This is a genomic window from Rhodococcus sp. 077-4, from assembly GCF_047782425.1.
GTDB lineage: Bacteria > Actinomycetota > Actinomycetes > Mycobacteriales > Mycobacteriaceae > Rhodococcoides.
Genome location: NZ_JAJPWC010000001.1, coordinates 159,296 through 184,061, shown reverse-complemented (window position 1 = coordinate 184,061; position 24,766 = coordinate 159,296). Strand labels below are relative to the sequence as shown.

At 64.8% G+C, this 24,766-nt stretch carries 28 protein-coding genes; 13 read left to right on the top strand and 15 right to left on the bottom strand.

The window, feature by feature from the left end; all coding sequences use genetic code 11:
- Positions 1 to 3 precede the first annotated feature (3 nt).
- The gene (locus tag ACNEOT_RS00885; protein WP_415971374.1) at positions 4 to 738 is read right to left on the bottom strand and encodes an ABC transporter ATP-binding protein; all 735 of its coding nucleotides are present in this window, start codon (positions 736 to 738) and stop codon (positions 4 to 6) included.
- A 74-nt stretch (positions 739 to 812) separates the two neighbouring features.
- Between ACNEOT_RS00885 and ACNEOT_RS00880 the strand changes: the two genes are divergently transcribed.
- Positions 813 to 1,577: a deoxyribonuclease IV gene (locus ACNEOT_RS00880; protein WP_415971372.1), complete on the top strand. Its 765-nt coding sequence runs from the start codon at positions 813 to 815 to the stop codon at positions 1,575 to 1,577.
- Here the strand turns inward: ACNEOT_RS00880 and ACNEOT_RS00875 are convergent.
- From ACNEOT_RS00875 to ACNEOT_RS00860, 4 genes are all read right to left on the bottom strand, one after another.
- Positions 1,555 to 2,250 (bottom strand): hypothetical protein, encoded by a 696-nt coding sequence (locus tag ACNEOT_RS00875; RefSeq protein ID WP_415971371.1) that lies wholly within the window; start codon positions 2,248 to 2,250, stop codon positions 1,555 to 1,557. The genes ACNEOT_RS00880 and ACNEOT_RS00875 overlap by 23 nt on opposite strands.
- Positions 2,251 to 2,356: 106 nt before the next feature.
- Complete coding sequence (locus tag ACNEOT_RS00870; protein WP_415971370.1) at positions 2,357 to 2,833, bottom strand: DUF309 domain-containing protein; 477 nt, start codon at positions 2,831 to 2,833, stop codon at positions 2,357 to 2,359.
- Between the two features lie 36 nt (positions 2,834 to 2,869).
- A complete protein-coding gene (locus ACNEOT_RS00865; RefSeq protein ID WP_415971368.1) occupies positions 2,870 to 4,153 on the bottom strand; it encodes a multidrug effflux MFS transporter in 1,284 nt (427 codons plus the stop codon).
- A 103-nt stretch (positions 4,154 to 4,256) separates the two neighbouring features.
- On the bottom strand, positions 4,257 to 5,198 hold the full coding sequence (locus ACNEOT_RS00860) for a DNA-3-methyladenine glycosylase family protein (protein WP_415971366.1): 942 nt from the start codon (positions 5,196 to 5,198) through the stop codon (positions 4,257 to 4,259).
- Positions 5,199 to 5,302: 104 nt separating this feature from the next.
- On the opposite strand from ACNEOT_RS00860, the gene ACNEOT_RS00855 reads away from it, so the two are divergent.
- Together ACNEOT_RS00855 and ACNEOT_RS00850 are read left to right on the top strand one after the other, a co-directional pair.
- Positions 5,303 to 7,762 (top strand): LuxR C-terminal-related transcriptional regulator, encoded by a 2,460-nt coding sequence (locus tag ACNEOT_RS00855; protein ID WP_415971364.1) that lies wholly within the window; start codon positions 5,303 to 5,305, stop codon positions 7,760 to 7,762.
- Positions 7,763 to 7,873: 111 nt separating this feature from the next.
- Complete coding sequence (locus ACNEOT_RS00850; RefSeq protein ID WP_415971363.1) at positions 7,874 to 8,752, top strand: helix-turn-helix transcriptional regulator; 879 nt, start codon at positions 7,874 to 7,876, stop codon at positions 8,750 to 8,752.
- On the opposite strand, the gene ACNEOT_RS00845 is transcribed toward ACNEOT_RS00850, so the two are convergent.
- Both ACNEOT_RS00845 and ACNEOT_RS00840 read right to left on the bottom strand, forming a co-directional pair.
- Complete coding sequence (locus ACNEOT_RS00845; RefSeq protein ID WP_415971361.1) at positions 8,713 to 9,267, bottom strand: hypothetical protein; 555 nt, start codon at positions 9,265 to 9,267, stop codon at positions 8,713 to 8,715. The genes ACNEOT_RS00850 and ACNEOT_RS00845 overlap by 40 nt on opposite strands.
- 53 nt (positions 9,268 to 9,320) lie before the next feature.
- Positions 9,321 to 10,313 (bottom strand): GlxA family transcriptional regulator, encoded by a 993-nt coding sequence (locus tag ACNEOT_RS00840; protein ID WP_415971359.1) that lies wholly within the window; start codon positions 10,311 to 10,313, stop codon positions 9,321 to 9,323.
- 125 nt (positions 10,314 to 10,438) lie between these two features.
- On the opposite strand from ACNEOT_RS00840, the gene ACNEOT_RS00835 reads away from it, so the two are divergent.
- The 3 genes from ACNEOT_RS00835 to ACNEOT_RS00825 all read left to right on the top strand — a co-directional run bounded on the left by ACNEOT_RS00835 (position 10,439) and on the right by ACNEOT_RS00825 (position 12,909).
- On the top strand, positions 10,439 to 11,479 hold the full coding sequence (locus ACNEOT_RS00835; RefSeq protein WP_415971357.1) for a Dyp-type peroxidase: 1,041 nt from the start codon (positions 10,439 to 10,441) through the stop codon (positions 11,477 to 11,479).
- Positions 11,476 to 12,285: a family 1 encapsulin nanocompartment shell protein gene (locus ACNEOT_RS00830; protein WP_415971356.1), complete on the top strand. Its 810-nt coding sequence runs from the start codon at positions 11,476 to 11,478 to the stop codon at positions 12,283 to 12,285. Before ACNEOT_RS00835 ends, ACNEOT_RS00830 begins: the two co-directional genes overlap by 4 nt.
- A 93-nt stretch (positions 12,286 to 12,378) precedes the next feature.
- Complete coding sequence (locus ACNEOT_RS00825) at positions 12,379 to 12,909, top strand: ribonuclease H family protein (protein ID WP_415973612.1); 531 nt, start codon at positions 12,379 to 12,381, stop codon at positions 12,907 to 12,909.
- 31 nt (positions 12,910 to 12,940) lie between these two features.
- On the opposite strand, the gene ACNEOT_RS00820 is transcribed toward ACNEOT_RS00825, so the two are convergent.
- The 4 genes from ACNEOT_RS00820 to ACNEOT_RS00805 all read right to left on the bottom strand — a co-directional run bounded on the left by ACNEOT_RS00820 (position 12,941) and on the right by ACNEOT_RS00805 (position 15,825).
- The gene (locus ACNEOT_RS00820) at positions 12,941 to 13,825 is read right to left on the bottom strand and encodes a pirin family protein (protein WP_415971354.1); all 885 of its coding nucleotides are present in this window, start codon (positions 13,823 to 13,825) and stop codon (positions 12,941 to 12,943) included.
- A 2-nt stretch (positions 13,826 to 13,827) separates the two neighbouring features.
- A complete protein-coding gene (locus ACNEOT_RS00815) occupies positions 13,828 to 14,283 on the bottom strand; it encodes a MarR family winged helix-turn-helix transcriptional regulator (RefSeq protein ID WP_415971352.1) in 456 nt (151 codons plus the stop codon).
- A complete protein-coding gene (locus ACNEOT_RS00810; protein ID WP_415971350.1) occupies positions 14,270 to 15,361 on the bottom strand; it encodes an LLM class flavin-dependent oxidoreductase in 1,092 nt (363 codons plus the stop codon). The genes ACNEOT_RS00815 and ACNEOT_RS00810 overlap by 14 nt, the downstream gene beginning before the upstream one ends.
- Before the next feature lie 89 nt (positions 15,362 to 15,450).
- On the bottom strand, positions 15,451 to 15,825 hold the full coding sequence (locus ACNEOT_RS00805; protein ID WP_415971349.1) for a hypothetical protein: 375 nt from the start codon (positions 15,823 to 15,825) through the stop codon (positions 15,451 to 15,453).
- A gap of 175 nt (positions 15,826 to 16,000) precedes the next feature.
- Here ACNEOT_RS00805 and ACNEOT_RS00800 point away from each other — a divergent pair, with 175 nt between their 5' ends.
- Both ACNEOT_RS00800 and ACNEOT_RS00795 read left to right on the top strand, forming a co-directional pair.
- Positions 16,001 to 16,381, top strand: coding sequence for a hypothetical protein (locus ACNEOT_RS00800; protein WP_415971347.1), 381 nt, complete (start codon positions 16,001 to 16,003; stop codon positions 16,379 to 16,381).
- Positions 16,382 to 16,777: 396 nt separating this feature from the next.
- On the top strand, positions 16,778 to 17,806 hold the full coding sequence (locus ACNEOT_RS00795) for a GGDEF domain-containing protein (protein ID WP_415971346.1): 1,029 nt from the start codon (positions 16,778 to 16,780) through the stop codon (positions 17,804 to 17,806).
- A 245-nt stretch (positions 17,807 to 18,051) separates the two neighbouring features.
- Here the strand turns inward: ACNEOT_RS00795 and ACNEOT_RS00790 are convergent, their stop codons facing one another.
- Together ACNEOT_RS00790 and ACNEOT_RS00785 are read right to left on the bottom strand one after the other, a co-directional pair.
- A complete protein-coding gene (locus ACNEOT_RS00790) occupies positions 18,052 to 18,354 on the bottom strand; it encodes a hypothetical protein (RefSeq protein ID WP_415971344.1) in 303 nt (100 codons plus the stop codon).
- Positions 18,355 to 18,687: 333 nt separating this feature from the next.
- A complete protein-coding gene (locus ACNEOT_RS00785) occupies positions 18,688 to 19,113 on the bottom strand; it encodes a hypothetical protein (protein WP_415971342.1) in 426 nt (141 codons plus the stop codon).
- 115 nt (positions 19,114 to 19,228) lie between these two features.
- Between ACNEOT_RS00785 and ACNEOT_RS00780 the strand changes: the two genes are divergently transcribed.
- Positions 19,229 to 19,957, top strand: coding sequence for a hypothetical protein (locus ACNEOT_RS00780; protein ID WP_415971340.1), 729 nt, complete (start codon positions 19,229 to 19,231; stop codon positions 19,955 to 19,957).
- A gap of 11 nt (positions 19,958 to 19,968) precedes the next feature.
- On the opposite strand, the gene ACNEOT_RS00775 is transcribed toward ACNEOT_RS00780, so the two are convergent.
- On the bottom strand, positions 19,969 to 20,214 hold the full coding sequence (locus ACNEOT_RS00775; protein ID WP_415971338.1) for a hypothetical protein: 246 nt from the start codon (positions 20,212 to 20,214) through the stop codon (positions 19,969 to 19,971).
- Between the two features lie 299 nt (positions 20,215 to 20,513).
- Here ACNEOT_RS00775 and ACNEOT_RS00770 point away from each other — a divergent pair, with 299 nt between their 5' ends.
- From ACNEOT_RS00770 to ACNEOT_RS00760, 3 genes are all read left to right on the top strand, one after another.
- The gene (locus ACNEOT_RS00770; RefSeq protein ID WP_415971337.1) at positions 20,514 to 20,885 is read left to right on the top strand and encodes a DoxX family protein; all 372 of its coding nucleotides are present in this window, start codon (positions 20,514 to 20,516) and stop codon (positions 20,883 to 20,885) included.
- A 4-nt stretch (positions 20,886 to 20,889) separates the two neighbouring features.
- The gene (locus tag ACNEOT_RS00765; protein WP_415971335.1) at positions 20,890 to 21,732 is read left to right on the top strand and encodes an alpha/beta fold hydrolase; all 843 of its coding nucleotides are present in this window, start codon (positions 20,890 to 20,892) and stop codon (positions 21,730 to 21,732) included.
- 506 nt (positions 21,733 to 22,238) lie between these two features.
- The gene (locus ACNEOT_RS00760) at positions 22,239 to 23,027 is read left to right on the top strand and encodes an MFS transporter (RefSeq protein ID WP_415971333.1); all 789 of its coding nucleotides are present in this window, start codon (positions 22,239 to 22,241) and stop codon (positions 23,025 to 23,027) included.
- 239 nt (positions 23,028 to 23,266) lie between these two features.
- Here ACNEOT_RS00760 and zapE read toward each other — a convergent pair whose 3' ends face one another.
- On the bottom strand, positions 23,267 to 24,139 hold the full coding sequence (zapE, locus tag ACNEOT_RS00755; protein WP_415971332.1) for a cell division protein ZapE: 873 nt from the start codon (positions 24,137 to 24,139) through the stop codon (positions 23,267 to 23,269).
- A gap of 60 nt (positions 24,140 to 24,199) precedes the next feature.
- Between zapE and ACNEOT_RS00750 the strand changes: the two genes are divergently transcribed.
- Positions 24,200 to 24,760, top strand: coding sequence for a TetR/AcrR family transcriptional regulator (locus ACNEOT_RS00750; protein WP_415971331.1), 561 nt, complete (start codon positions 24,200 to 24,202; stop codon positions 24,758 to 24,760).
- Positions 24,761 to 24,766: the final 6 nt, after the last annotated feature.

Here is a 24,766-nt window from a genome sequence, read left to right as displayed (position 1 = left end):
CCATTATCGGACCGTCTCCAGCTTCTTCATTCGCTCGAGTACGGCGTCGGCGGTGGGCGAGTTCAGTTGATCGATGACCGCGCCGTCGGCGAGGAACACGACGCGGTCGGCGTAACTGGCCGCGCGTGGATCGTGCGTGACGATCACCACGGTCTGGTCGAATTCGTCTGCTGCCGTGCGCAGAATCGACAGCACCTCGCCGGACGAGCGGGAGTCCAGGTTGCCGGTCGGTTCGTCGCCGAACACGATGTCGGGTCGCCCGGCCAGTGCGCGGGCGCACGCCACTCGCTGCTGCTGTCCACCGGAGAGTTCGCTGGGGCGGTGATCGAGGCGATCGCGCAGGCCCAGTCGGTCGACCACGGTGTCTAGCCATCCCTGATCCGGCGTGCGGCCGGCGATGTCGAGGGGCAGCGTGATGTTCTCCAGAGCGGTGAGTGTCGGCACCAGATTGAAGGCCTGGAACACGAATCCGATTCGGTCCCTGCGTAATCCCGTCATCTCCTTGTCGGACAGCGCCGTCAACTCGGTATCGCCGATGGTCACCGTTCCCGAGGACGCATTGTCCAATCCGGCCAGGCAGTGCATCAGAGTGGACTTGCCGGAGCCCGACGGGCCCATGATGGCGGTGAATTCTCCGCGCGAGAATTCGACGCTCACCCCGGACAGTGCGTGAACCTGGGTGTCCCCGGATCCGTAGACCTTCGATACGTTGACCGCACGTGCGGCAATGTCGCTCATGGGTGCCAGTGTTTCAGTGTTCTGCCCCCGTCGCTATCAGGGGAGACCCTGATAGCGCCCCTATGATGGGCGTCATGCGCATCGGAGCCCATGTCCGCGACAGCAGCGACCCTCTCGGTACGGCGGAGGCGCTCGGCGTCGACCTCGTTCAGATGTTCCTCACCGATCCGCAGAAGTGGAACAAGCTGGAGCCGCACCCACAGGGCGAGGCGCTGCGCGGCGGCGACGTCGACGTGGTGGTGCACTCGTCGTACGTGCTCAATGTGGCGAGCCTGAACAATCGGATCCGGATTCCGTCGCGCAAGGCCGTCGTGGAGCAGGCTGCGGCTGCGTCCGACATCGGGGCTATCGGGCTTGTCGTGCACGGTGGTCACGTTCGTGAGGGTGAGGACACCGCCAAGGGAATCGACAACTGGCGCAAGCTGTTCGAGCGTCAGGCCGAGCAGGGCGGCTTCGCCGTTCCGATCTTCGTCGAGAACACCGCGGGCGGGGACTCCGCGATGGCGCGCCACTTCGACGACATCGCCCGGTTGTGGGACGCGATCGGGGAGTTCGGTGCCGGTTTCTGCCTGGACACGTGCCATGCCTGGGCCGGGGGTGAGGATCTGGTCGACGTGGTCGATCGCATCAAGGCCATCACCGGGCGAATCGATCTGGTGCACCTGAACAATTCACGCGACGAGTTCGACTCGGCGCGAGACCGGCACGCGAATCTCGGTACCGGAACCATCGACGCCGAAATTCTCACCGCGGTCGCGTTGGCAGCCGACGCGCCGGTGATTCTGGAGACGCCGCCCGAAGGGATCGAGGACGACGTCAGGCTGCTGAAGAGTTTGTGAACGCGGCCGCGAGGTCGGTCACAGCGGCAGACCACAGCCGAGTCAGCTCGTCGACGCCCTGCAGGCTCGCAGCCCAGCTCACTCGGGCCTGCGTCCCACCCGCATCCGTCGCGGCGATGGCGATGTCGATGGCGTGGTCGCGGCTGTGCTTCTCCACTGCGTCGTCACGAACGATGATCTGCGCTCCTGCTCGCGAGGCCAGCGCGGGATAGTTGCGCGTCAGCGCGTAGTCGCGGCCGCCGTTCGGCACCGAGTCGAGTCGCCTGGAGACGTCGTCGACGAGGTGCCTGCCGTGCGAGGGGACGGCAAGAGCATCGGTGCTGACGGCGGGGAGTCGGACCGGGTGAACCGCATCGGTGTGCGCGAGGTCGAGGTCGACCAGTACTCCGGCCGAGGAGCCGCGGCGGTTGTTTCTCTGCCACGTGCACACGGCCGAGCCCAGCGCTGCGAGCAGCAGGACGCGGTGCCGGGGTGCGTCGGCGGGTACCGCGAACGTCACCGAGGTCTGCTCGAACTCCGTGGACGGCTCGGCAAGCAGAGGTCGCTCCGCCGGCGTCAGTACGGCGACCCAGTACGGAACCTGTTCGGCGACCTCGGTGCACAGGGTGCGTCCGAGTTGGGCCGGGCTGATCGTCTCGCGGTGCGCGAGTCTCAGCGGTGCGAACACGGTCACGCCGAAGAACCCCACTTCCGATGCAGATTGTCCTAGCCTTACCTAATCTCCATCAGGCTAGCTCGAGCCGGAAGTCCGACGCCAGGACACCCCGGTCGGGATCGGTTCAGTGGGTATCACGCAATGCAGGAACGCCTGGAGCGGCCGGCAATTTTCCCGTGTCCAGGTCGTCGAGCAGGCCTTGCGACCAGGTCAGCAGGCCGGTGACGTCGACGTGATGCGGAGGCTCGCACTCGAAGCCGACCAGTCGGTCGTGGCCCTGTCGGAGGAGCGAACCGGCACCGACGCGGTTGCCGCGCATGAGATGGGTCAATCCGACGGCGAGCTGAGCCAGTCCCTGCCACAACGCACGCTCGCCCGGCGGGCAGATCTTCCACGTGCCCTCGAGCACTTCGTGTGCGTGGAACGGCATGTTCGCGTCGAGGAACTTCTGCGCTTCGACGAGGGCGGCGGCGGGCGGAAGCCGCAGGTCGTCGGGCACCCGTGGGGTTCCGTCGCCGCCGCGGGCGAGGGGCCGCCCGAGACCGTCGCGAGGCCTGGCGTTGAGGGGTTTACCGTGCGCATCACGTTCGCGGTCGGCCATGGCGGTCACCCTAGTGCGTTGTGTCGTGCACCGAGATCATGGCCGGGACGACGAGCGCACGGTGATGATGCCCAGTGCTGCCAGTGCCGCGGCGGAGGTCACCACCATCGTCGTCGACACGGCGACCGCGTCGTTTCCGAGTGCGCCGACGATCGGCGCGACGATGGCACCGAGCCCGAACTGGGCTGCTCCGAGCAGGGCTGCAGCACCACCGGCGGCCTCACCGTGCCGGGACAACGCCAGAGCCGGGGCGTTGGGCATCACGAATCCGACGGCACCGAGCACGAACCACAGCGGAACCACGAAGCCGGCCATGCCGCCGATCCCGGCGATCGCCAGTACGGCCATGACGCCGCCGGCGAGGACGGCGAAGGACAGTGCGGCCAACACGATCTGCACCGGAGCGAAGCGTCCGAGCAGGAGAACGTTGAGCTGAGATGCACCGATGAGAGAGATCGCTCCGGCAGCGAAGACAATGGCGAACTGCTGCTCGTCGAGGCCGAACTCTTCCTGCAGGACGAACGACGATCCGGCGATGTACGCGAACAACGACGACATCGCCAGCGCTGCGACCAGGACGAGCACGACGAACTGGGCGTCGCGCAGCAGCGAGCGGTAGGTGCGTAGCACCGGCATGACTCCGCTGGCTCGACGACGTTCGGGCGGCAGCGTCTCACGTAGCGACACGATGGCGAGAGTCATCAGAGCGACGCCCATGATCGCCAGTGCAGCGAAGACGAGCCGCCACGATCCGACCAGCAGCACCGCACCGCCGAGCGACGGTGCCAGTACGGGTGCGACGCCCATGACGAGCATCAGGCGGGAGAGGACCGTCGCGGCAGCACGGCCACTGAACAGATCTCGGACGATCGCCATCGCGACCACGGCAGCAGCCGCAGCACCGAGACCCTGCACGACGCGGAGGCCACCGAGAACCGCGATGTTGGGTGCCACGATGCAGGCGAGGGACGCGAGGATGTGCACTCCGGTACCGACGATGAGCGGCAGGCGTCGGCCCACGATGTCCGAGAGCGGCCCGATGACGAGCTGGCCGAGAGCGAGTCCGACCAGCGTGCCCGCGAGGGTGAGCTGCACGGCGGACGACGGGGTGTTCAGGTCGTCGGCGATGGCCGGAAGAGCAGGCAGATACATGTCGATGGTGAGCGGACCGAGGGCGATGAGCGCGCCGAGCACCAGGATCACCCGCAGGCGTTCCTTGGACGTCGGCTCCGTTCCGGACGCGGTCGTCGCCGACGGGTCGGCTACGGCGGGGTCGGCTACGGACGTGTTGGCTACGGACGTGTTCGGTGCTTGGGCCACCCGAGGTTCAGCAACCGGGGCAGTCGTTCTGTTCCCGGCTGCCGACCGAGATTTTCGTGTTCTACGCCACGGTGGCCGCGTTGATGTGCGAGCCGTCGAGGGCTCAATGCCACGTGTGATCGACCAGCGCGGTTCGCGGACCGAACTTGGGCTTGGTGGCCTTCCCACTGAGGTACAGCAGGCGAATCGCCCGATGCCGATGCGGTGCAAGGGGCTTCAGATAGTCGACCATCTCGGCGTCGTCGATAGGCCTACCCAGTAGAGACCACCCCACCACCGACGCCAGGTGATAGTCGCCGACCGACAGCGCGTCGGGATCGCCGAGGGCGCGTTGCGCGGTCTCTGCTGCTGTCCAGACACCGACGCCAGGGATTGCCCGCAGCCTGCGCGCAGCGTCCCCTGATGTCATCGCCGACGCCTCCTCCAGGCGCCCGGCCGCGCAGGCGGCGCGGACGATGGTCTTGGACCGGGCCGGGTCGACGTTGGCACGGTGGTACTCCCACGACGGGATGCGTCGCCACACGTCGGGCGTCGGGAAGACGAACATCGGTTTCGGGGTCGGCCCCGGTGCGCTCTCGCCGAACTTGCTCACCAGGTACCGCCAGGATCCGAAGGCCGAAATGCCGTGTACGCGTTGCTCGATGATCGCCGGGATCAACGCCTCGAGCACCAGCCCGGTCCGGCCCAGGCGCAGGTGCGGCAGTTGCCGATGGGCTTCCTGCAGAATCGGGTGCTCGGGTGCGAAGGTGGTGGCATCGTCGTCCAGGCCGAGAAGCGAGGGCGCGGCGTCCAGCAACTCGGGTGCACCGGGGCCCCACGCTCGGGCCTGGACGCTGGTCGGCGAAGTCTGGATCAGGCGGTAGGTCACCGGACCCGAACTCATCCTCGACGTGCGCCAGACGGCGCCGTCCTGGGTGGACTCGTAGGTGGGGTCTCCGCGGCCCCGGCGCAGGGGTGCCATCGACATCCGCACGTCGATCCGCTGCTCCGAGGTGACCAGGCGCGCGGTTCCGCCCGAGTCGGTCGCACGGGGTTCGACGGTCATCGGCGTCACCTCCTGAACGGTCGGAGCCAGGTGGGCCGAGTGTGTCCCTGGCAGGGCCATAGTGAACACCCTTCCAGAGCTCGCGGCGAAAATATATTGGACACATGTCCAAGCCATCCGGTCGCGTGTCCGTGCTGCGTGACGCCCGGCTGTGTCTGTCGGCGACGCCGGGTAGCTCTCGGATTGTGATGCTCTCGGGTCCGCGCGGAATCGGGAAGTCCACGATTGCCAACACCATCGGCGACGAGGCGCGGGCGGCGGGCTTCCGGGTCGTCGATCTGCCGTGCCTCGTGTCTCTCGGCACGTCGGTGGGCGAATGTTCCGCGGCGCAGGCGAGCACCGGCGGGGCCCCGACCCTCCTGCTGATCGACGACCTGCATCTGCTCGATCAGCACTGCCGCGATCGTCTCGCGTACGCGGTGAAGACCGCGGTGCACGACCCGAATGTGCGGTGCGTCGCGACCACCACTGAGCTGTTACCCCCTCCGCTGTGGCGGGAGTTTTCGTTTCATCCGCTACTTCCGCTGCCGGAGGCGGACGTTCGAGCACTGTTGCGCGAGAGGGGCGTTGCGGCGACGCGGCAGACCTCGATCGTGACGCAGGCGCGGGGAAATCCACTCGCCGCGATCGAGCTGGCCAGGATGCGGAGCTTCGAGCGATGCACCGAGACCGTTCCGGTCCCTCACCTCACCGATGCGCTCGCGCACATCGGTGCCCGAGAGGTCCGCGACATGGAACCCGCTGCACGCCGAGTGATGTTGCGTGATGTGTTGGCCTACAGCGTGACTCGCGCTTTCGGTGCAGGATCGGAACCCGAGAGGCGGTGCCCGCCCGGCAACACCGTCGCCGAACTGTGGATTCACGCCTCGTCGAGCGCCGAGGATCGCGCTGAGGCCCACCTCGAACTGGCCGCCGATGCGCGGTTGTCGTCCGAGGAACGGCTGGTGCATCGCGCGCACGGCGTATCGACGCCCGATGCCTGTCTCGTCGATGCACTCGAAGAACGGGCGGAGGACATCGCGTCGACGCGTCGCTACCGGCAGGCTGCGTTGTTGTTGTGTCGCGCTGCGGTATTGGCACCGGAGCATGAGAGGGCGCTGGCCCTCGAGACGCGTGCTGCCTCGATAGCGGCGTTCGCCGGGTTCTTCGATCTCGCGGACGAGATCGCCGCCCGGGTGCGCCGAGGTCGCCGCGGCACCGACTCGTCCGAGACGGCAGCGGCGGAGGCATTCGCTGCCGTGATGCGGGGTGGTGAGCCCCGCGCGGCTCTCGCCGCCGTCGTTCGGGCACTGGGTCGAGTACCCGATTCGGTGCACCCGGACGTCCTCGATCAGCTCGTCGGGTCGGCCCTGGCGTACAGCGTCGTCACCGGCGACGCCGGGGCCGTCGCGCAGGCACTGCAGTGGGCGGTCAAGTACGAGCAGCACCTCGACCCCGTCAACGTGCTGATCAGCCAATCCCTGTCGACGTCGGGTCCGAGCTCGCACGTGCGTGCTCTCGATCGCCCTGCACTGCAGGGTGCCGTGCTCGCCTCGCTGCGCGGCGGTGAGCCCTGGAAGCAGGTGCTCCTGCATCTGGCGTTACCGCTGTTGATGTGGCATCCCGACGAAAATCGTTGGCTGACAGACGTACTCGACACCCCGGCAGCGGTCTCGCCCGCGACCGCGGCTCTGGAACGGTTACGAACGCCCGCGGTCTGCGCCGCTCGCGGGGAGTACTCGGCGGTGATCGGCGCAGACGGTGACCCGGACGACGTATGCTTCGTTCCCTTCGCCGACCGGCTGAGCAGTCTACGGCAGCTCGTCGCCACCATCGACGGTTCCGAGAATGGTTCCACCACAATCGATCTCGTCGCCAGAAGTCAGTTCGAGGTGGCGTACGAACGCATGCGTCACCGGGACATGTCGGCCCTGAATTGGCTCAGTACTCCGTACGGGCCGCTCGAGATGATCGACTTCGTGGAGTGCTGCGTGCGCCTTCGCCGCCCCGAGGATGCTCGGAGGTATCTCGAGCGGATTCGTCGAAGCAGACCGAACTTCTGGGGAGCGCGTCATGCGGCGCTGATGACCGCGGCCGAGGCGATCGTGGCCGAGACCGGAAGCGATCGGCTCTTCGACGCCAGTATCCGCGAAATACGTTCGGTCGGATGGTCGTTCGATCTCCCTCGGGTGTCCCTGGTCTACGGTGAGTGGCTCCGTCGCAATCATCGGGTCATCGAGAGTCGTAGCTGGTCGACCCATGCCGCGGACTTGTTCGGACAGCTCGGTGCCAGCACCTTCGAGCGCCGGGCCGAGGACGAGTTGCGCGCTGCCGGGGCACCGACGGCAAGGCGCGAGAACGACGGCGACGCGAGCACTGTCCTCACCGGGCAGGAGTATCGCATCGCCTCGCTCGCCGCGTCGGGTCTGACCAACAAGCAGATCGGCGAGGAGCTCTACCTGTCAGCGCGGACGGTCGGTGGGCATCTGTACCGGGTCTTTCCCAAATTGCAGGTCACCAAACGATCTGCTCTGCGTGACGCGTTGCTGCGCTACGAAGGAGCTCCCACCCTCTCTCGGTCGTGATCGCCGCGTCGGCGGGTCCGACCTGTCCTGAAACAGTCCACAATGGGCCGGATTCGGTCTCGCCACGGCGGGCACGGTGCGCAATGATGGTCCGGACAGGAGGTCGAGACGATGGCCGAACGCTCGTTGCTTGCGGACTTCCTCCGCGTGCGCCGAGAATCGCTGCAGCCCGAGCAGGTGGGGTTGGCGCGTGAGGGCAACCGTCGGGTTCGCGGTCTGCGACGCGAGGAGATCGCCCGGCTTGCCGACATCAGCTCCGACTACTACCTCCGGCTCGAGCAGGGTCGCAATCATCAACCGTCCGAGCAGGTTCTGGCCGCGCTGGGCAGGGCGCTGCAGTTGGACGAGAACGAGCGTGCGTACTTTCATCGCGTCGCACACGCGCCGTCCAGTGTTCCCGTCGTGGAGGCGCTGCCGCCGAGGGTGTCCGAGGCCTCGGCGCGGGTACTGCAGCAGTGGGTGCACACTCCCGCGTACATCACCGACCGCCATCACGATCTGCTGGCGTTGAACGCTCCTGCCGCGCTCATGACTCCTGGTCTGACCGTGGGCGCCAACGTCATGCTCGACGTGTTCGAGCACGAGCATCACGCCCCCTCGCACGAGGATTGGTCGAAGACAGCGCAGCGGATGGTCTCGGCTCTTCGTTTTCATGCGACACCGGGTCATCCTCGGCTCACCGAGCTGGTGGGGCGACTGTCCGTGGAGAGCAGGGCATTTCGGCGGATGTGGACCAGACACGATGTTCGGCCGCTGACGTCGAGCATCTCGGTCGTTCCGGTCGAACCGTTCGGATTGGTCGAGTTCCGTTCGCAGACGTTGGAGATCCTCGGTGAGGGCGGTCAGTTCATCACCACGTATTTCGCCGATCCGGGCAGTCGGTCGGAGTCGGCGATCCGGCATCTGGTGGCCGGTGCCGGTTCGACGCGCGAAACGAAGTTCGTCGTACCTCAGACCGAATCGGATTCGCGAACCGCCTCGGCGAGCTGAGTCAGGGCGGCCCGCGACTGCGCGGAGCGGGGATGCAACACCACCACCGTGTGATCGCCGTCCGCACGGACCTGTCGGTAGGTCAAGGCCAGTGGGCCGACGACGTCGTGTGGAATCAGAACGACACCCGAGGTTCTCGCACTGGTCTCGGCCGCCCAACTCTGTGCGAATACATCACTCCTGGTGGACAATTCACCGACGATGCGGCGAAAGGGCTCGTCCGGTTCGTGTCGGTCCAGCGATTCGCGCAGCATCGCGACCACCTGTTCTCGGGACTCGTCGTTCCGTTCTGCGCACGGTTCCTCCGCTGCGTCGACGAAGGTGTAGACGGCGAGATTGACACCCTCGAAGAAGCTGGGGGAGACCGCGCGGGCAAGGGCGGTGGACGAGAGAACGGTGAGGTGCCGGTCGAGCAGAATCGCGGGAAGCTCCGCCCAGGCCTCGAGCGCCCGGGCCTCGAGTGCGCGGGCCGAGCCGCCCTGAGCTCGGCGGTGTGGGGTGTCACCGTGGTGCATGGGTCGACGATAGATCTCGGCGAACGCACAGGCGGTAGCCCTGCCAGGGCCACCTAGATTCGGCTGGTGGTGCGGAACTTTCGCTGATAGTCCGAGGGCGTCACACCGAACTTGGCGACGAAGGCGCGTCGGAATGCCACCGGTGTGCCGAACCCGGCGACGGCGGCCGTCCGTGCGACGGAGTGGCCGGACTCGAGAGCGCCGACCGCGACATCGAGGCGCAATGCGGTGACGTATTCCAGAGGCGTTCTGCCCAACTCGTCGCGAACGAGGCGGTTCAGATGGCGCACACTGACATTGGCGTGTTCAGCCAGATCCTGCAGGCCGGCAGGCCGCGTCGGATCGGCATGGATGTACTCGGTGATGGCTCTGGCAACGGGCGTCCGAGGTGGTGCGCCCTTCAGTGACGCCGAGAACTGCGACTGGCCACCGGACCGCTGCATGTACACCAGCAGTAGTTGTGCCACCGTTCTGGCGACGTGCGCCCCGTGGTCGCTCTCGACCATCGACAAGGCGAGATCGATTCCCGCGGCCACGCCGGCCGAGGTGTAGATGTTGCCGTCCCGCACGAAGATGGAATCCGGATCGACCACGATGCCCGGAAACTGTTGCGCCAGTACGGATGCAAACTTCCAATGGGTGGTCGCACGCTTGCCGTCCAACAAGCCCGAACCGGCGAGAGCGAACGCGCCGCTGCAGATCGAGGCCACCCGACGCGCCCTCGACGCGAGCAGCACGACTGCGTCGAGCAACGCGGGATCGGTGAAGACGCCCGGAGCCGATTCGCTACCGGGAACGATGACTGTGTCGAACTCGCCGCCGTCGGCTGCGGCGGTGCCGACCGATACCTTCATACCCATCGAGGTCACGACATCGCCGCCGTCGACCGAGAGAAAGACGATCTCGTAGGCGTCGACGAGTTGATTGGCTTCGAGGAACACCTCGGCGGGTCCGACGAAGTCGAGCATCTTCACCTTGTCGAAAAGCAGGATTCCGACGCGGAGACGACGATGGACCGGCCTCGGCTCGACTCGTCCGTCGTTCACTGCCGACCTCCATGGGTCAGGTATCCGCGCGTTGCCCACAGCTGCAGTGGAGCAGCGGACTCACTCTAGCAATTCGAGTCATCTGACAGAGGAGACGACGGCTGCCCTCGTAAGAGACTGAGAGCATGATCCGGTCGTGTCCTGCGAACGCGCAATCCGTGCTCGCACCCGTGACGTCCGCAGCGATCTTCCTCGTCGTCACCGTCGACGAGGGAGGCGAGGACACCGTCCGCGACATCCTGTCCGGCCTTGCGGGACTGCAGCGTTCGATCGGATCGCGGGTGCCCGATGCGGGCTGCACGTGTGTGGTCGGAATCGGATCGGACGCGTGGGACCGGCTCTACGACGGTCCACGGCCTGCGCACTTGCATCCGTTCGTGCCGTTGACCGGCCCCACGCACAGTGCTCCCGCTACACCGGGGGACCTGTTGTTTCACGTGCGCGCCAGTCGGATGGATGTCGTGTTCGAGCTGGCGGCGCAGGTGATGGCGGCCCTGGGCTCCGCGGTCACGACCGTCGACGAGGTGCACGGGTTCGCGTACTTCGAGCAGCGCGACCTCATGGGATTCGTCGACGGCACCGAGAACCCGACGGGGACTGCGGCCGACCGCGCGGTGATGGTGGCCGACGATGCCCCCTTCTTCGGCGGCAGCTACGTGATGGTGCAGAAGTATCTACACGACCTGGATGCTTGGAACGCGCTCACCGTCGAGGACCAGGAGTCGGTGATCGGCCGCAGCAAGCTCTCCAACATCGAGATGGGTGAGACCGTGAAGCCGCCGGATTCGCATACGGCATTGACGGTCGTCATCGACGACAACGGCGACCAACTGCAGATTCTGCGCGACAACATGTCGTTCGGCCGTCCAGGCTCGGGGGAGTACGGGACGTACTTCATCGGGTATTCCGCCACCCCGTCGGTGACCGAGACGATGTTGCGAAACATGTTCCTGGGCAGGGGCGATGCGTCGCACGATCGGATTCTCGACTTCTCGACGGCGGTGACGGGAACGCTGTTCTTCGTCCCGACCGTCGATTTCCTCGAAGCTCCACCGGGCCGTCCGCCCACATCGACACCGTCGACGGCTCCGGCCACCCTGTCCGACGGATCGCTCGGAATCGGCAGTCTCAAAACAACTTTCGAGCAGAGAGGATTGTCCGAATGAACAATCTCCACCGCGAACTGGCACCCATCACTGCGGCGGCGTGGGCCGAGATCGAAGAGGAAGCCACCCGCACGTTCTCCCGGCACTCGGCCGGCAGACGCGTCGTCGATGTGGCCGATCCCGCGGGATCGGCTCTCGATGCCGTCGGGACGGGTCACCTCGCTGCCATCGAGCCGATCGCCGACGGCGTCCTCACCCACGCCCGGGTGTCGCAACCGGTCGTGGAACTGCGAGTGCCGTTCACCGTCAGTCGATCTGCGGTCGACGACGTCGAGCGTGGCGCACGAGATTCGGACTGGCAACCGGTCAAGGACGCCGCCGAGAAGATCGCGTTCGCCGAGGATCGGGCGATCTTCGAGAGCTACGCGGCAGCGAGCATCACCGGACTGCGGGAGGGGGCGTCCAATGCCGAGATGTCGCTGCCTGCCGACCCGCGCGACTATCCGGAGACCGTCAGCGAGGCCGTGACCGCACTGCGGCTGGCCGGCGTGAACGGACCGTATTCGTTGGTGCTCAGCGCCGATGCGTTCACCGCGATCAACGAGACCTCCGATCACGGCTACCCCGTTCGGCAGCATCTGAGCCGCCTGCTCGACGGCGAGATCATCTGGGCCCCGGCCATCGACGGGGCCTTCCTCATGACCACCCGCGGCGGTGACTACGAGCTGCATCTCGGGCAGGACCTGTCGATCGGCTATCTCTCTCACGACGCGAACTCGGTGGAGCTGTACTTCCAGGAGTCGTTGACGTTCCGGATGTACACCAGCGAAGCTGTGGTGCCTCTCGCGCCGGCGCCCCGATCCTGAACCGGTTCGCACCGACAGTGTTCGGCAAGTCTTTCGTTGTTCGTGAGCGAGTCACCCAGAGTTTGTCGGTGGCCCGAAGTAGGGTCGGTGACCGTGATCATCGTGAGTACGGACGGCTCGTGTCTGCGTAACCCCGGCGGCGCTATCGGGTGGGCGTGGGTCAACCACACGGGGCCGAGCAAGTCCGGCGGCGAGCCCTCGGGCACCAATCAGGTTGCCGAGCTCAGAGCGCTGCTCGAGGCGGTTCTGGCCCACCCGGGCCCCGAGCCGCTGTTGATCGAATCCGATTCGCAGTACGCCATCAAATGCGCATCCGAGTGGCTGGCAGGGTGGAAGCGCAAGGGCTGGAAAACCGCAGGCGGCACCCCGGTGCGCAACTTGGATCTCGTGCAGAACATCGAGCGGGCCATCACCGAACGCGAGGGTCCGGTCCGGTTCCGGTGGGTTCGCGGACACGTGGGCAATCACTTCAACGAAGCAGCCGACGCCTTGGCCGGCGAAGCTGCTCGCGCCATCGCAGCAGCAGGGGCAAACGCCACACCCGCGCCGGTGAACGCTGCACCAGCACCCGCCGCGGCCCCGACACCGCAGTCAGCGGAGCCGGAAATCGCGACACTGTTCTGAGGCAGGCTCTGCTTCGGACCCTCGCTCGGAGTCAGCCGCGGGGCTTCATTCGAGCGTTGGGTAGTTCGGGGGCATGCAGGCGCGAGCCGGGGTATCCCTCCACGGTTCCGAATTGACCGTTCTCGGCCTCGTATGCGGCCCGATATTCCACGACGTCCTCGTGGCTGCGTCCGACGAAGTTCCACCACATCACGATCTGCTCCCCGAACGGCGGACCGCCCAGCAGCAGAAGGCGAACGGGGTCCCGCGTCGAATTGTGCAGGTGCAGTTCGTTCTCGCCGGGTTCGACGTAGCCCAGTTCGGCGGAGCCCAGTTCTGTGTCGGCCAGGATCACCGCGCCTCGGTCGACGATGATTCCGTGCTCGAACGTCGGGTCGATCTCGATCGTGACACGTGCTCCGGCGTCGAGCACGATCTCCGCCCCGAGCAGCGGCGAATACGTCTGCACCGGCGAGGTCTCGCCGAGCAGCGTGCCGAGGAAGACTCTCGCCTCCAGCCCGGGGCGAGCAACCGGGCCCGGCGCGTAATGCTCGAAGGTCGGTGCCACGAAACGCGATACGGCCGGAAGCGCGACCCAGAGCTGCATCCCGTGCAGCACGTCCGTCTCCGGCGTGGAGACTTCGGAGTGACTGATGCCGTAGCCGGCCGTCATCAGATTCAGCTCACCCGGCCGAACCATGGCGTGCGATCCCACGCTGTCGCGGTGCTCGATCTCCCCGGAGAACAGCCAACTGACCGTCTGCAGTCCGGTGTGCGGGTGCGGCGCAACATCCATCCGCGAGCGCTCCGGCCCGTAGTGATCGGCAAAACACCATGCACCGATGAGGGATCGGTCCTTGTGCGGCAGGGTGCGTCGAACCTTCATCGCGCGTGGACCGCCGAGCGGAACCTCGCGCGGAGTGAGAACCTGGACCACCGCTACTCCTCGATGTCGGTCTGGGCGAGTCTGAGCTTGGTGCACAGACTTTCGAGTGTCTCGAGCTCGTCGGCGTTCAGTGCGCCGCCGACGTAGCGTCGGATGCGGGCGGCATGTCTGCGCCCGATCTTCTTCTGCACGTGCGCACCCGCCTCGGTCAGGCAGATCACCGTTCCCCGTTTGTCCGAAGGATCACTCTGTCGGGCAACATAACCCAGCGCTGTGAGACGGTCGCACATTCGGCTCAGCGAGGGTTGGCTGAGCAGGATCTCTTCGTTGAGTTCGTGGAGCCGGAGGGCGCGGGTTTCGCTGTTGCTCAGGGTGAACAACACGTCGTACTCGCGCACCCCGATCGGATCCCAGATGTCGTCGGCGGTGAACCGGCGCATCAGCGAAACCTGAGAGCGGAACAGTGCCTCCCAGGCTCCGACTGCCAGCTCGGTACTAGACGGCAACACGGGAATGCTTCTCCGCCAACGCAGAAGCGTGGGTCGGAGGATTCTCCGGAACACCCTCCGGGCGTCGGGCAGCGAATTCCTTGCGCAGCACCGGCACCACGTCCTCGCCCAGGATGTCGAGTTGTTCGAGCACGGTCTTCAGCGGCAGGCCCGCGTGATCCATCAGGAACAGTTGACGCTGGTAGTCGCCGAAGAAGTCGGCGAACGCCAGGGTCTTCTCGATGACCTGCTGCGGCGACCCGACCGTCAGCGGCGTCTGCTCGGTGAACTCCTCCATGGTGGGGCCGTGACCGTAGACCGGTGCGTTGTCGAAGTACGGCCGGAATTCGTTCACCGCGTCTTGGCTGTTCTTGCGCATGAACACCTGTCCGCCGAGGCCGACGATGGCCTGGTCCGCGCGGCCGTGGCCGTAGTGCTCGTAGCGCTGCCGGTACAGATCGATCAGTTGTATGTAGTGCTCTTTGGGCCAGAAGATGTTGTTCGCGAAGAATCCGTCACCGTGATACGCGGCGATCTCCGCGATTTCCGGGCTGCGGATGGATCCGTGCCAGACAAACGGCGGAATGTCGTCGAGCGGCCTGGGCGTCGAGGTGAATCCGTCGAGAGGGGTACGGAAGTTGCCCTGCCAGCTCACATTCTCCTCGGTCCACAGGCGTCGGAGAAGTTGGTAGTTCTCGAGCGCCAGTGGAATGCCCTGGCGGATGTCCTGGCCGAACCACGGGTAGACCGGGCCGGTGTTGCCGCGGCCCATGATTAGGTCGACGCGCCCCTCGGCGAGATGTTGGAGCATCGCGTAGTCCTCGGCGATCTTCACCGGATCGTTGATGGTGATCAACGTGGTCGACGTCGAGAGGATCAGCTTCTCGGTCTGCGCGGCGATGTATCCGAGCATCGTCGTCGGAGACGACGGCACGAAGGGCGGGTTGTGGTGCTCGCCCGTCGCGAAGACGTCGAGGCCGACGTCCTCGGCATGCTTGGCGATGGTGACCATCGACCGGATGCGCTCGTGTTCGGTGGGCGTCACCCCGGTCGTGGGGTCGGTCGTGACATCTCCGACGGAGAAAATTCCGAACTGCATGGCGCGCTCCTAGCCGAACAAAAGTTCATGCGTTTGCATTGACTGACTCGTACAACCGGAGTCGAACGCGGACTATTCCGACCGGCGACCTAGCCGACGACCGATGCGATTCCGCTGAGCGAGCGGACGTCGTAGGACTCGATGACACCGTGCGCTTCACCGGAATCCTCGTGCACGGTGTACAGCACCGCGTACGAGGTGAACGTGGTCGGCTGACCGTCGGCGGGGTCGATGTTCACTCGCGGCAGCACGACCAACAGGTGAGTCCGATTACCGTCGGAGAGATTGTCGACGACGGTACGAACTTCGAAACCCAGATCGGATCGGGTGACGTCGGTGGACTCCAGCGTTTGTCCGCTCAACACGAGCTGGGCCGCCCAGACGCCGGCGGATCGGTGAGCGTCGACGGTCCCGGTCAGGTCGTCACCGCTGAAGTCGTAGTGGTTCGCTGCTGTGAAAGGCATGGTCACAGGCTATGCCTATCGGCCCGAGAAATTCTTCGGAAGAATTTTCCATCCGCACCCATCCACCCGGCGGGGGGCCGCGAATGCAAGGTGAGACACCCGCTGCTGCTGTCGCCCCCGACCGCCGTCAGTAGTGGGTGTCTCCCTTCATGTCTGCGGTCCCTAGGCTTCGGCGGTGTCCAAGAATGATCGTGAGCCATCGTCCGAACTGCACGCGCTGCTTCGGCAGGATCGACGAGATCTTGCCGCGAGCCTGCTCGCATCGGCCTTCGTTCCGATACTCGACGATCCCTACCCATGGGTGACCGGCGCTCGGCTGGGTGAAGCACTGTCCCGTGACGCTGGAATCCGGATCAGCCGTTGGTCATGGAGCATCGGCCGCAATCCCGACGCCACTCTCGCGCGGCTGATCCTCGAGCTCGTTCTGCTCTGGGAAGGGGCCGGGTTGGCGTGCCGGGGACTCGCGATCGACGGCAACGAGGTCGTCCTCCTGGCCCGCGGCGAGGAACTACTACGGGCCGGAGGCATCGACGCCGTCCGCCGGACACTCGGCTGACGACGATGCCAGCTGGTCCGGACCGATTCGGAAGGTGCGGTACCGGCCTCGACGAGAGGTTGCCGTAGCGCTTCGAAATCCCGAGATTTCGGGCGAGCGGAAACGGTGATCGCTACGCTCTCAGGCCGGGGCAGATGTTTTCACTAGGGAGCCCTCATGCAGAAAGACTTTCGAGTGCCCGGATCGCGGCACGGCGAGCCCTCGGGCGCGTCCCGGCAGCCACGTTCGATGCGGGCGCACGGCGACAGACACAGTCGACGCCGCACACGGTCGACCGCCGGTTCTCCGTCGAGGTCGGTCTCGAGCATCACGGTCTCGCCACTCGGACCACAACCCAGTGCGGCTCAGGTCATTCGCCACTGGTTTTCTTCTCCGCACGATTTCGATTGGATCTTCGTGCACAGGTCGACTCGTCCACTGCACGGATTGATCCGACTCGTGTTCGCCGGCTGCGTCGCGTTGTACGCCGCCGTGTCGGTTCTGATGTTGGGCTCGCCGAATGGGCCGTCCGGAGCAGGTCCAGTGGCCTACGTCGTGTTCGTCCTCGTTCTACAGATCGCCGCGATCGTGTGGTTGCTGGTGGGACCGTTGCCCGACCGCAAGTGGCAAGTGGTGGTCTTTCTGGTGTTCGGCGATGTCGGTCTTGCGTCGGTGATCCTTCTCGATGTACCTACCTCGGCTCTGATCGGCACATTTCTCTTCGCATTGACGGGGGCGATGTGCACCTTCTTTCTCGGACCGAAGCTGCTCGTCGCTCATCTCGTGTTCGCCAATCTGGTGATCGTCTACATCGGCGTGGCCGCGTACGTGCAGGGGTTGTGGGGTCCGTGGGATGCGATCGCCGCGGTGCTGGTCGCTGGAGGTGCGTCGTCGGGTGTGCCGATCTTCGCCCAGATCGCGTGGTCGTTGGTGTGTGAGGACGCGCGGCAGTCGGAGATCGATCCACTGACGAGACTGAAGAACAGACGCGGGCTGCAGAATGCGATCGACGATCTGTGGACGGTCGCTCGAGGCGAGCAGTTGGCGTTCGGTCTCGTTCTCGTCGACATCGATCGGTTCAAGAGTGTCAACGACCGCTACGGACACGATCAGGGTGATGCCGTCATCGTCCTTGTCGCGGAGCGTCTGTGCGGTCACTTCGAGAAGTTGGGGGTGGTGGGGCGAACAGGAGGCGAGGAGTTCGTCGCAGTCCTCGTCGGTGAGGCGGACCAATTGTGTGAACTGGTGCTCGAGGTGAGCGCAACCTTGACGGATCGTTCGGATCCGATACCGGTCACAGTGAGCGCCGGGGCAGTAGTGATCGCTCCCGATTCCGACGCGTGGCAAGGGTCGAACGTGATCAACGATGCCACGCGTGCAGCGGACTCCCTCATGTACCGAGCGAAGGCGGACGGCGGCAATCGAACGAGACTCGAGACCATGTAGGAGAGCCCAACTCACTGAGCCGGCTGACCAGTCGATCGGTGTCCGTTCCGATTGCGAATTGGGCTCTACCGTCCACCGTCACCGCACTCGACGACGCAGGCCGCCTCGCCCGCCACGCCGGCCGCCCTCTCCCCGGGATGGTGGGCGATCATCATCGTCACCGTCGCCCTAGCGCCGTTCACCTTTCGTTTCGGTGGAGGAAGGAAACCGGTCGGTGTGATACGCCCCAGGTGGACGGGATTCGGTCAGGAGGACTGTTCGTGGCGGTGGAGCGCGGTGACCGCGAGGACTGCGGCGGCTCCCCATACGGCTGCCGCGACGAGTCCGTTGATGGGCATTCCGGTGACGAACCGTCCGGCGTTGTCGGGGGAGGCTGCGATGGCCCCGAAGACAGCGATTCCGAGTGCACCGGCGGCCTGGCGAGCTGTGTTGTTGGCTGCGCTCGCCACTCCGGACCGTTCGGCAGGTACGGCCCGCATTGCGGCCGCGACGATCGGTGCGGCGAGCATGCCCATTCCGATACCGATTCCCGCCAATGAAGGCAGCACCGTCAGGTAGGGGCTGTCCGGTTCGAGGCGCAGCAGGTTCGCCCCGCCGCAATGCCGGATCTTTGGCCTCGGCGAGACGTTGTTCGGCTTTCTCGGACATCTCGTTAATGCGGCCTCGCTGGGCGGGGTCAATGCGTCGCAACCGGCAACGCGTGCAGGCGTATTCGTGGACACCGGGTCTGCCGTTGTACGCCCGGGGCCGCTAGGAGTAACCACATGAGCACCCCTGTCTCGGCGACAAGGGTGCTCATGTGTACGAACGGGTGTGGATTCGGTCCAGGCCGTCCAGTAGAGGTTCCGCTTCATCGCGGGCGCCGTCCTGGCGCGGCACGACTACCGGGCTGCGGCCACGGGTGCAGATTGTCCGGGCTTTGCCGAGGTAACCCAGAGCGCTCCCGCAATGACGGGCAAAAAGTAGACCAGCTTCACCGCGACGGGAAATTCCTGCGTCGCGTTGTAGCTGGCTACGACGAGACCCAACGCTGCGACTACGCCGCCGAGGTACCAGCCCCAACGCGATCGTGCGACCGGCCGAGAACATAGGTACAGCGCCGAAATCACTAGGCCTGCACCGGCAACAGCGAAGAGGTATGTCATCGTCATCGACGTCGCCTCGTCGAGTTCGAGGCCTGTGGCATTCGGGTACGAATAGGCGTGCGAGAGGGTCGTTCGAACAAGATCCGAGCTGAACGCCGTCACTACAATGGCGACGACGCTGGCAATGGCCCCCGCCGCGGCTGCCGTTCGAGATTTGATCACTGCCCACTCCTTGGTTCGTCATTGTGTTGTCTTGAATCCGATCGACGAGACACGGTGTCTCAACTGTAGAGTGTGAGATACTATGTCTCAAGTCAAACCGAGAGGCCGTTTACGAATGCCGCGCACCCATCGCACAGAGGACGCCACCCGAGATCTGGTCTCCGATGCGGTGATCGAGTATGTTGCCGAACACGGGATCGGTGTCCAGCCAGAAATTCCCATGGAACGGATACTCGAAACAGCGGGGGTCTCCCGCGCATCCGCCTATCGCATCTGGCCCGGCCGGTCGGCATTCGGCGCGTTTGCCATCGAACAGTGCGCGGCCGGGAACACTCTCGAAAGCCTCACGCACACAAGAGCAATTGCTCTCGCACGGCGTGCGCTCGACGTCGAAACAGACCCGGTCCACTGCGCGGCATACTTTGTCGCACTGTGCGCGGACGAGGAACTCACCCTCCTGTTGGCATCGCCGCGGTGGCGCGCGTTTGTCTGTTTCCAAGCCGTCGCCACGGGGACCTCCGCCGAACTGTTGCGCACCGCGCTCGAACGCGCAGATTCCGAAGACATCGACCGGCTCACCCATTTCTATCGCTACATCGCCGACGCCTGGGGCCTCGAGAACTACGACGACGACGGGGAGCGCAGGCTGGCGGAGACGGCGTTATTGATTTCGCGCAGTACCGCAGCGCGCATAGTTGTCGGGAAGGACGAAGCAGACGCGCGCAGGGGTTACGCCTCGAGTCTGACCGCATTGGTGCGCGGCACCTTTCGTGCGAGACCGACGAAAGGTCACTCCGCAAAGAAAGTTCTCGACGCGGTCAACGGATGGGCCGGGCTGCAGTAACGGCGAATCGTCTACCAGGTGTCTGCCACGGCGTCGGCGACACAGCGGTCCGGAGTATCGCGGCTGCCGCCCGAGTTGGCGTGGGCACCGTCATGGCGGTCGGCGATAAGGACTCCTTGCTGGTCAGTGTCTTCGACGAGTGGATCGCGGCTGTCCACCGAGACCGCGAATTCGACGTCATCAGCAACGCGAGCCCTCTTACCGCCACCGCAGCACTTGAGGCGGTTCTCGCGCTGTTTACGACGTTCGTCGAGCACTTCGCACGAGATCCTGAACTCCCGTGCTTACGCTGCGATTATCGTTAGCGGCCGAACCAGCTCCGACATTTTCAACCAGCTGAGGCGCACTCTGCTCGGCGAAATCCGTATCACCCTCGTGTGTGCCGGCCTTACGCAGAAGCGCGGGGAGCGCGGGAGAATGTCATCTACTTCGGCTATCTCGGACTGCTCATGTCTGCCGGTGCCGCTGCGGACCGAGCGGCTGATGCGTCTACGTTCGAGCACTTCCTCAGCAGCATCGAGTTTGTCATCAACTCCTCTAACCCGAAGGGCTCCTTGTGATCGACACCCCACATGTCTGGTGGTTGACCGCTGCACTCGCCGTGATCCTCCTGGCCGACGCCCTGCTGCCGGTCCGCCCACCAGTTTTCATCCGAAATTGCCTTGACAGCGTCGCGTTTCCTCGCGAATGGTGGTGGACTTTGGTGGTGATCAAGTTGCTGGCCGCAGCAGGACTAATCGCAGGACTGCAATATCCCGGAGTTGGCATCAGCGCCACCGCGGGCGTGGTGGCCTACTTTGCATGCGCCGCACCTGAACACGTCCGCGCGCACTTCGTCAAGCAAGAGTCCTGGCTCAATTGCTTTGGAATGCTCGCCCTCTCGAGCGCCGTCCTCGTCGTGTCCTACACCGACCTGATCGCGGGTTGAAACAATGCACGTCAATCACACCGGCGCATGCGCTCCTACGTCCGCGAATCGGTCAGGCTCAGGCGAGCCCCTACTACTGCTGCACGGTTTCACCCTCTCGCATCATGTGTGGCACGAGGTTGTCGACAACCTGGCGTCAGACTACGACGTCGTTGCGCTGACGATGCCTGGACATTGGGGCGGCCCCCGACTCCGCTTACGGGATCTCGGGGTAGCCGGAATCGCCGATGGAATCGAACATGAACTCGACACCCTCGGTTGGCAGACGTGCCACGTCGCCGGCAACTCCCTAGGAGGTCAGGTTGGTTTTGAACTGGAGCGCCGCGGTCGGGTGAGATCGCTCGCCGCGATCAACCCTGCCGGCGGATGGACCCGCTTTTCCTACGCCGAAATCCGTATGGGCCTCGGCTTCATCGCCCAGTTCCCGCTCGCCGCGCTCGTCCGCATCCTCGGTGAGAGGGCCGCAACCCACCGACGCTTTCAGCGCCCAATCATCGGAAACTGCAGCAGAGACACCGACAAGGTCTCGCGAGACGATGCTGCGAACGTGATGCGTGCGGTGTCTCATTGCCGGATCTACCTGCCCATCATGTTGGCGTTCCTACGTGATGGGCCGCTATCCCATCTCGACCTCGTGACCGCACCAACAACATTGATACTGTCTGAGTTCGACACGTTTCTGACCAGAGCCGACTTCATGCAGCGTCTCATCGACGAACTGCCCGATACCGTCGCAGAAGTCGCACTGCCGGGCGTCGGCCACATCCCCATGCTCGAGAACCCTCAAGGCGTAGCAGCGGCCCTGCGCGAGCATCTACGCCGAGCCACGACCTCGGCCACACCGTAGTTGCCCGGCCCACGTTCCACACGCCCATTTCGGAGCAACTAGACGACGTCGAGCTGTTCGAACTTTGCCCCAGGCAATCGCCGGTCGTCAGGGGTAGCGTGGCCGGTCTAGATCGTCCCCTCGCCAGGGCGCGCTACCAATTTCCCGACTCCTGGTGTCCGACTCCGCGCCTAACGGGGACGCTATGACTGATCCTGTCGACTCCGCACCGGGGTCGTTTACGAGCCGTAGGGTTCTAGTGTCGATCCACGGGACGCACCAGCCTCTGCGTAATGACTTGAAAAAAACTGTCTAGCAACCGCTTACGATTGTTACCCGACATAAGAGCTGTTACCGGTATGCTGGGACGAGTTGTATAAAACTCAAAACGCCTGCGTCCAAATGCGATTCGCAGCTCTGTTACCACCTCGTCTCTCTACCTCATATGGTCGACTAGTGCGGTGGGCAGATCGTTCATCACTGTGGGACGACTACCTATTCGATGTACTCGCGCCGCGCTCGGTTGAGTGCTTCGTTACCTGATCGCGTCGGAGTTCGGGCTGACACCCAAAGGATGGCAACAGCTCACGCGCTACCACCGGCTCAGCGACTCGTCAAGAACGGTCACCCACTCGCGCGCGTCGCCGCCGAAGCCGGTTACGCCGACCAACCTCACCTGCAGCGAGAATGGCGAACCTTTGCCCTGCAGACCCCCGCGTCCTCGATGCGTTCGGAGTACCTTTCACACACCATCAGATGAACACTGCGATGTTTTCACCTTCGTCGTTCCGGTCAGCGAAGCCGTCGCAGAGATCGCCGCCAGTGAAGTGCCCGGCGTGCTGCTGGCCAGCGGCATCGGCGGCGTCGTCGGTGTGCTGGCTGCCGGTCGGATCAGCGACCGATGGCCTTTACGCGCACTTCCGGTGACCGTGGTGACTTTCGCGGTCATCCTCGGAGTCACCGGCTTCGCGCATGCGCCAATGGCGTACGTCCTCCTCGCAGTCTTGTGGGGCGTGATGATCGGGATGCTCCCCGTCGTGCTGCAAGCGAACGTGATGCGCGCCGCCTCTGAGAACTTCCGGCCTCTGGCCGGCAGTGTCCTGGTCACCGTTCTCAATCTCGGCGTTGGCCTCGGAGCCGGTTTGGGAAGTCTGGTGTCCTCGCACGACGGGTTGCATGTGCTCCCGTTTATCGCTGCCGCTACGACTGCGCTAGCAATCGTGCCCCTCATCATCTTTCGTCTACTCCGACGGAACGCACAACCGCCAGCGTCCACATCTGCCGGCCAGATTTTCCAGCCAACGGCTTCGCGATGACGTCGCCAGGGAGCAGTGGTTCGATCTTGCCGATCAGCTCACCGAACTCGGGACTCTGTACGCCGGAGCGACCGAGAGCATGCGGTACGCGTCCGATTTCTCACCGGAGATCTACCGTGACTTCGTCCGGCCGTCCATGGAACCGCCCTGGTTCGAACCCGGGTTCTCCGCCGTGTTCAACCGGGATCACAATTTCAGGCTCACCCGCGCCAAGATTGTGCGTACAACGCTCGAAACGGCTAGCCCAACTCACTGAGCCGGCTGACCAGTCGATCGGTGTCGAGACTTGCGCAGCCGACCGCGAATTCGCTCAGCGGGACCAGTGCACGGAAGTCGGTACGCACATCGTGGTCGTACAGAATATCCACGAGATTGGCCAATCGCTGAGCGGCGAACTCGTCGACGGTCGAGAGTGCAGGAACCTCGGTGACGGTCAGGCTCGTCACTCCCTCGAGCATCCGTAGATAGTCACCTGTCGAGCGAGCGGCACAGCACAAGTCGGTGAACGTGTGACCACCCGACCCGCGCTCGAGAGTCCAGGTTCCCGACGCAAATCGCGACCCGCTGCCGCCGACGGTGCGGTAGTCGACAGGACCGTCGACGCAGACCACCTCCAGGTTCTGCTTCAGCTTCTCGATCGTCGGAACGAAAGTCGCATGGAAGAGCGGGTTCGGCAGTAGATCGTCGGGGGCGTAATTGGAGGTGACGACCAGCGCCACGCCGCGGGCGAAGAGGGCGTCGAGCATACGGGTGATGAGCCGGGCATCGCCGATGTCGTGAACGTGGAATTCGTCGAAGCACAGCAGCTCGGCCCGGAGCCCGGATTCGTCCGTCGAGAGGATGTCGTCGATCGCAGCGTCGATCGAAAATCTGTGGCGGAAGTACGCCGCATGCAGGTCGCGGAAGAAGGTGTGGAAGTGGACGCGTTTCTTCGCGGGGGTCGTGACACCGGCGAAGTAGGCGTCGAGCAGCCAGGTCTTGCCGCGGCCGACCGGTCCCCACAGATAGACGCCGGTGCTGCCGGGGGTCGAGAGTGCATCGGCTGCTGCGGTTTGGGCGTCGTCGAGGGTGAAATCTGCGTCGAAGGTATGTCGCGGTGCGATCGGCCTCATGGATCGAACCGTACGCCGATGCCCTCTACTTTTGTAGAGGGGGTGTGTAGGGTCACCACCATGGATCGCCGAACCGCTATCGCCGACGCGGCGCTCGAGGTCATCGCCCGCGACGGGTTGCGCGCTTTGACGCATCGGTCGATCGACTCGGCACTCGACTATCCGGCGGGGTCGACGTCCTACTACTTCCGAACCAAATCCGATCTGCTGGCGGCGGTGGCGGCGCGACTGGTCGAGCTCTCACACGCGAGGTTCGTGAAGATCGCCGGTACGGAAAACGACGTGGCAACGCTGATTGCCCGGTATCTGCACGAGGTACTGACCCACCGCATGGTCGAGCTTCGAGCCCGCTACGCGTTGATGCTCGATCCTGCTGTTGCACAGGATATTCGAGACGTCCTGGCTCGCTCCTTCTTCTCGCTCGAACGGGCACAGGACTTGTTCGTCGACCCCGCGCACGGAGACGGCCTGGTCTCCTTGTGCGAGGGTCTGGTGGCCGATGTCGTGTTCGGGCGGCGTACATCGAAGAATATTGCGGCGCTTGAGCTTCCGATCTCCGTCTACCTCGAGGGTGCCGGGAGTTCACTGCGAGGGAACTCGGTGGACACCGACCTTCCGTAGCCTCGC

Bases quoted from the DNA above. Each gene is read 5' to 3' on its own strand.
- ACNEOT_RS00810 (WP_415971350.1), bottom strand. From the start codon at position 15,361: ATGCAGTTCGGAATTTTCTCCGTCGGAGATGTCACGACCGACCCCACG.
- ACNEOT_RS00765 (WP_415971335.1), top strand. From the start codon at position 20,890: ATGCACGTCAATCACACCGGCGCATGCGCTCCTACGTCCGCGAATCGG.
- ACNEOT_RS00855 (WP_415971364.1), top strand. From the start codon at position 5,303: ATGTCCAAGCCATCCGGTCGCGTGTCCGTGCTGCGTGACGCCCGGCTG.
- ACNEOT_RS00805 (WP_415971349.1), bottom strand. From the start codon at position 15,825: ATGCCTTTCACAGCAGCGAACCACTACGACTTCAGCGGTGACGACCTG.
- ACNEOT_RS00860 (WP_415971366.1), bottom strand. From the start codon at position 5,198: ATGACCGTCGAACCCCGTGCGACCGACTCGGGCGGAACCGCGCGCCTG.
- ACNEOT_RS00845 (WP_415971361.1), bottom strand. From the start codon at position 9,267: ATGCACCACGGTGACACCCCACACCGCCGAGCTCAGGGCGGCTCGGCC.
- ACNEOT_RS00870 (WP_415971370.1), bottom strand. From the start codon at position 2,833: ATGGCCGACCGCGAACGTGATGCGCACGGTAAACCCCTCAACGCCAGG.
- ACNEOT_RS00880 (WP_415971372.1), top strand. From the start codon at position 813: ATGCGCATCGGAGCCCATGTCCGCGACAGCAGCGACCCTCTCGGTACG.
- ACNEOT_RS00780 (WP_415971340.1), top strand. From the start codon at position 19,229: ATGCCGCGCACCCATCGCACAGAGGACGCCACCCGAGATCTGGTCTCC.
- ACNEOT_RS00835 (WP_415971357.1), top strand. From the start codon at position 10,439: ATGATCCGGTCGTGTCCTGCGAACGCGCAATCCGTGCTCGCACCCGTG.
- ACNEOT_RS00850 (WP_415971363.1), top strand. From the start codon at position 7,874: ATGGCCGAACGCTCGTTGCTTGCGGACTTCCTCCGCGTGCGCCGAGAA.
- ACNEOT_RS00830 (WP_415971356.1), top strand. From the start codon at position 11,476: ATGAACAATCTCCACCGCGAACTGGCACCCATCACTGCGGCGGCGTGG.
- zapE (WP_415971332.1), bottom strand. From the start codon at position 24,139: ATGAGGCCGATCGCACCGCGACATACCTTCGACGCAGATTTCACCCTC.
- ACNEOT_RS00750 (WP_415971331.1), top strand. From the start codon at position 24,200: ATGGATCGCCGAACCGCTATCGCCGACGCGGCGCTCGAGGTCATCGCC.
- ACNEOT_RS00885 (WP_415971374.1), bottom strand. From the start codon at position 738: ATGAGCGACATTGCCGCACGTGCGGTCAACGTATCGAAGGTCTACGGA.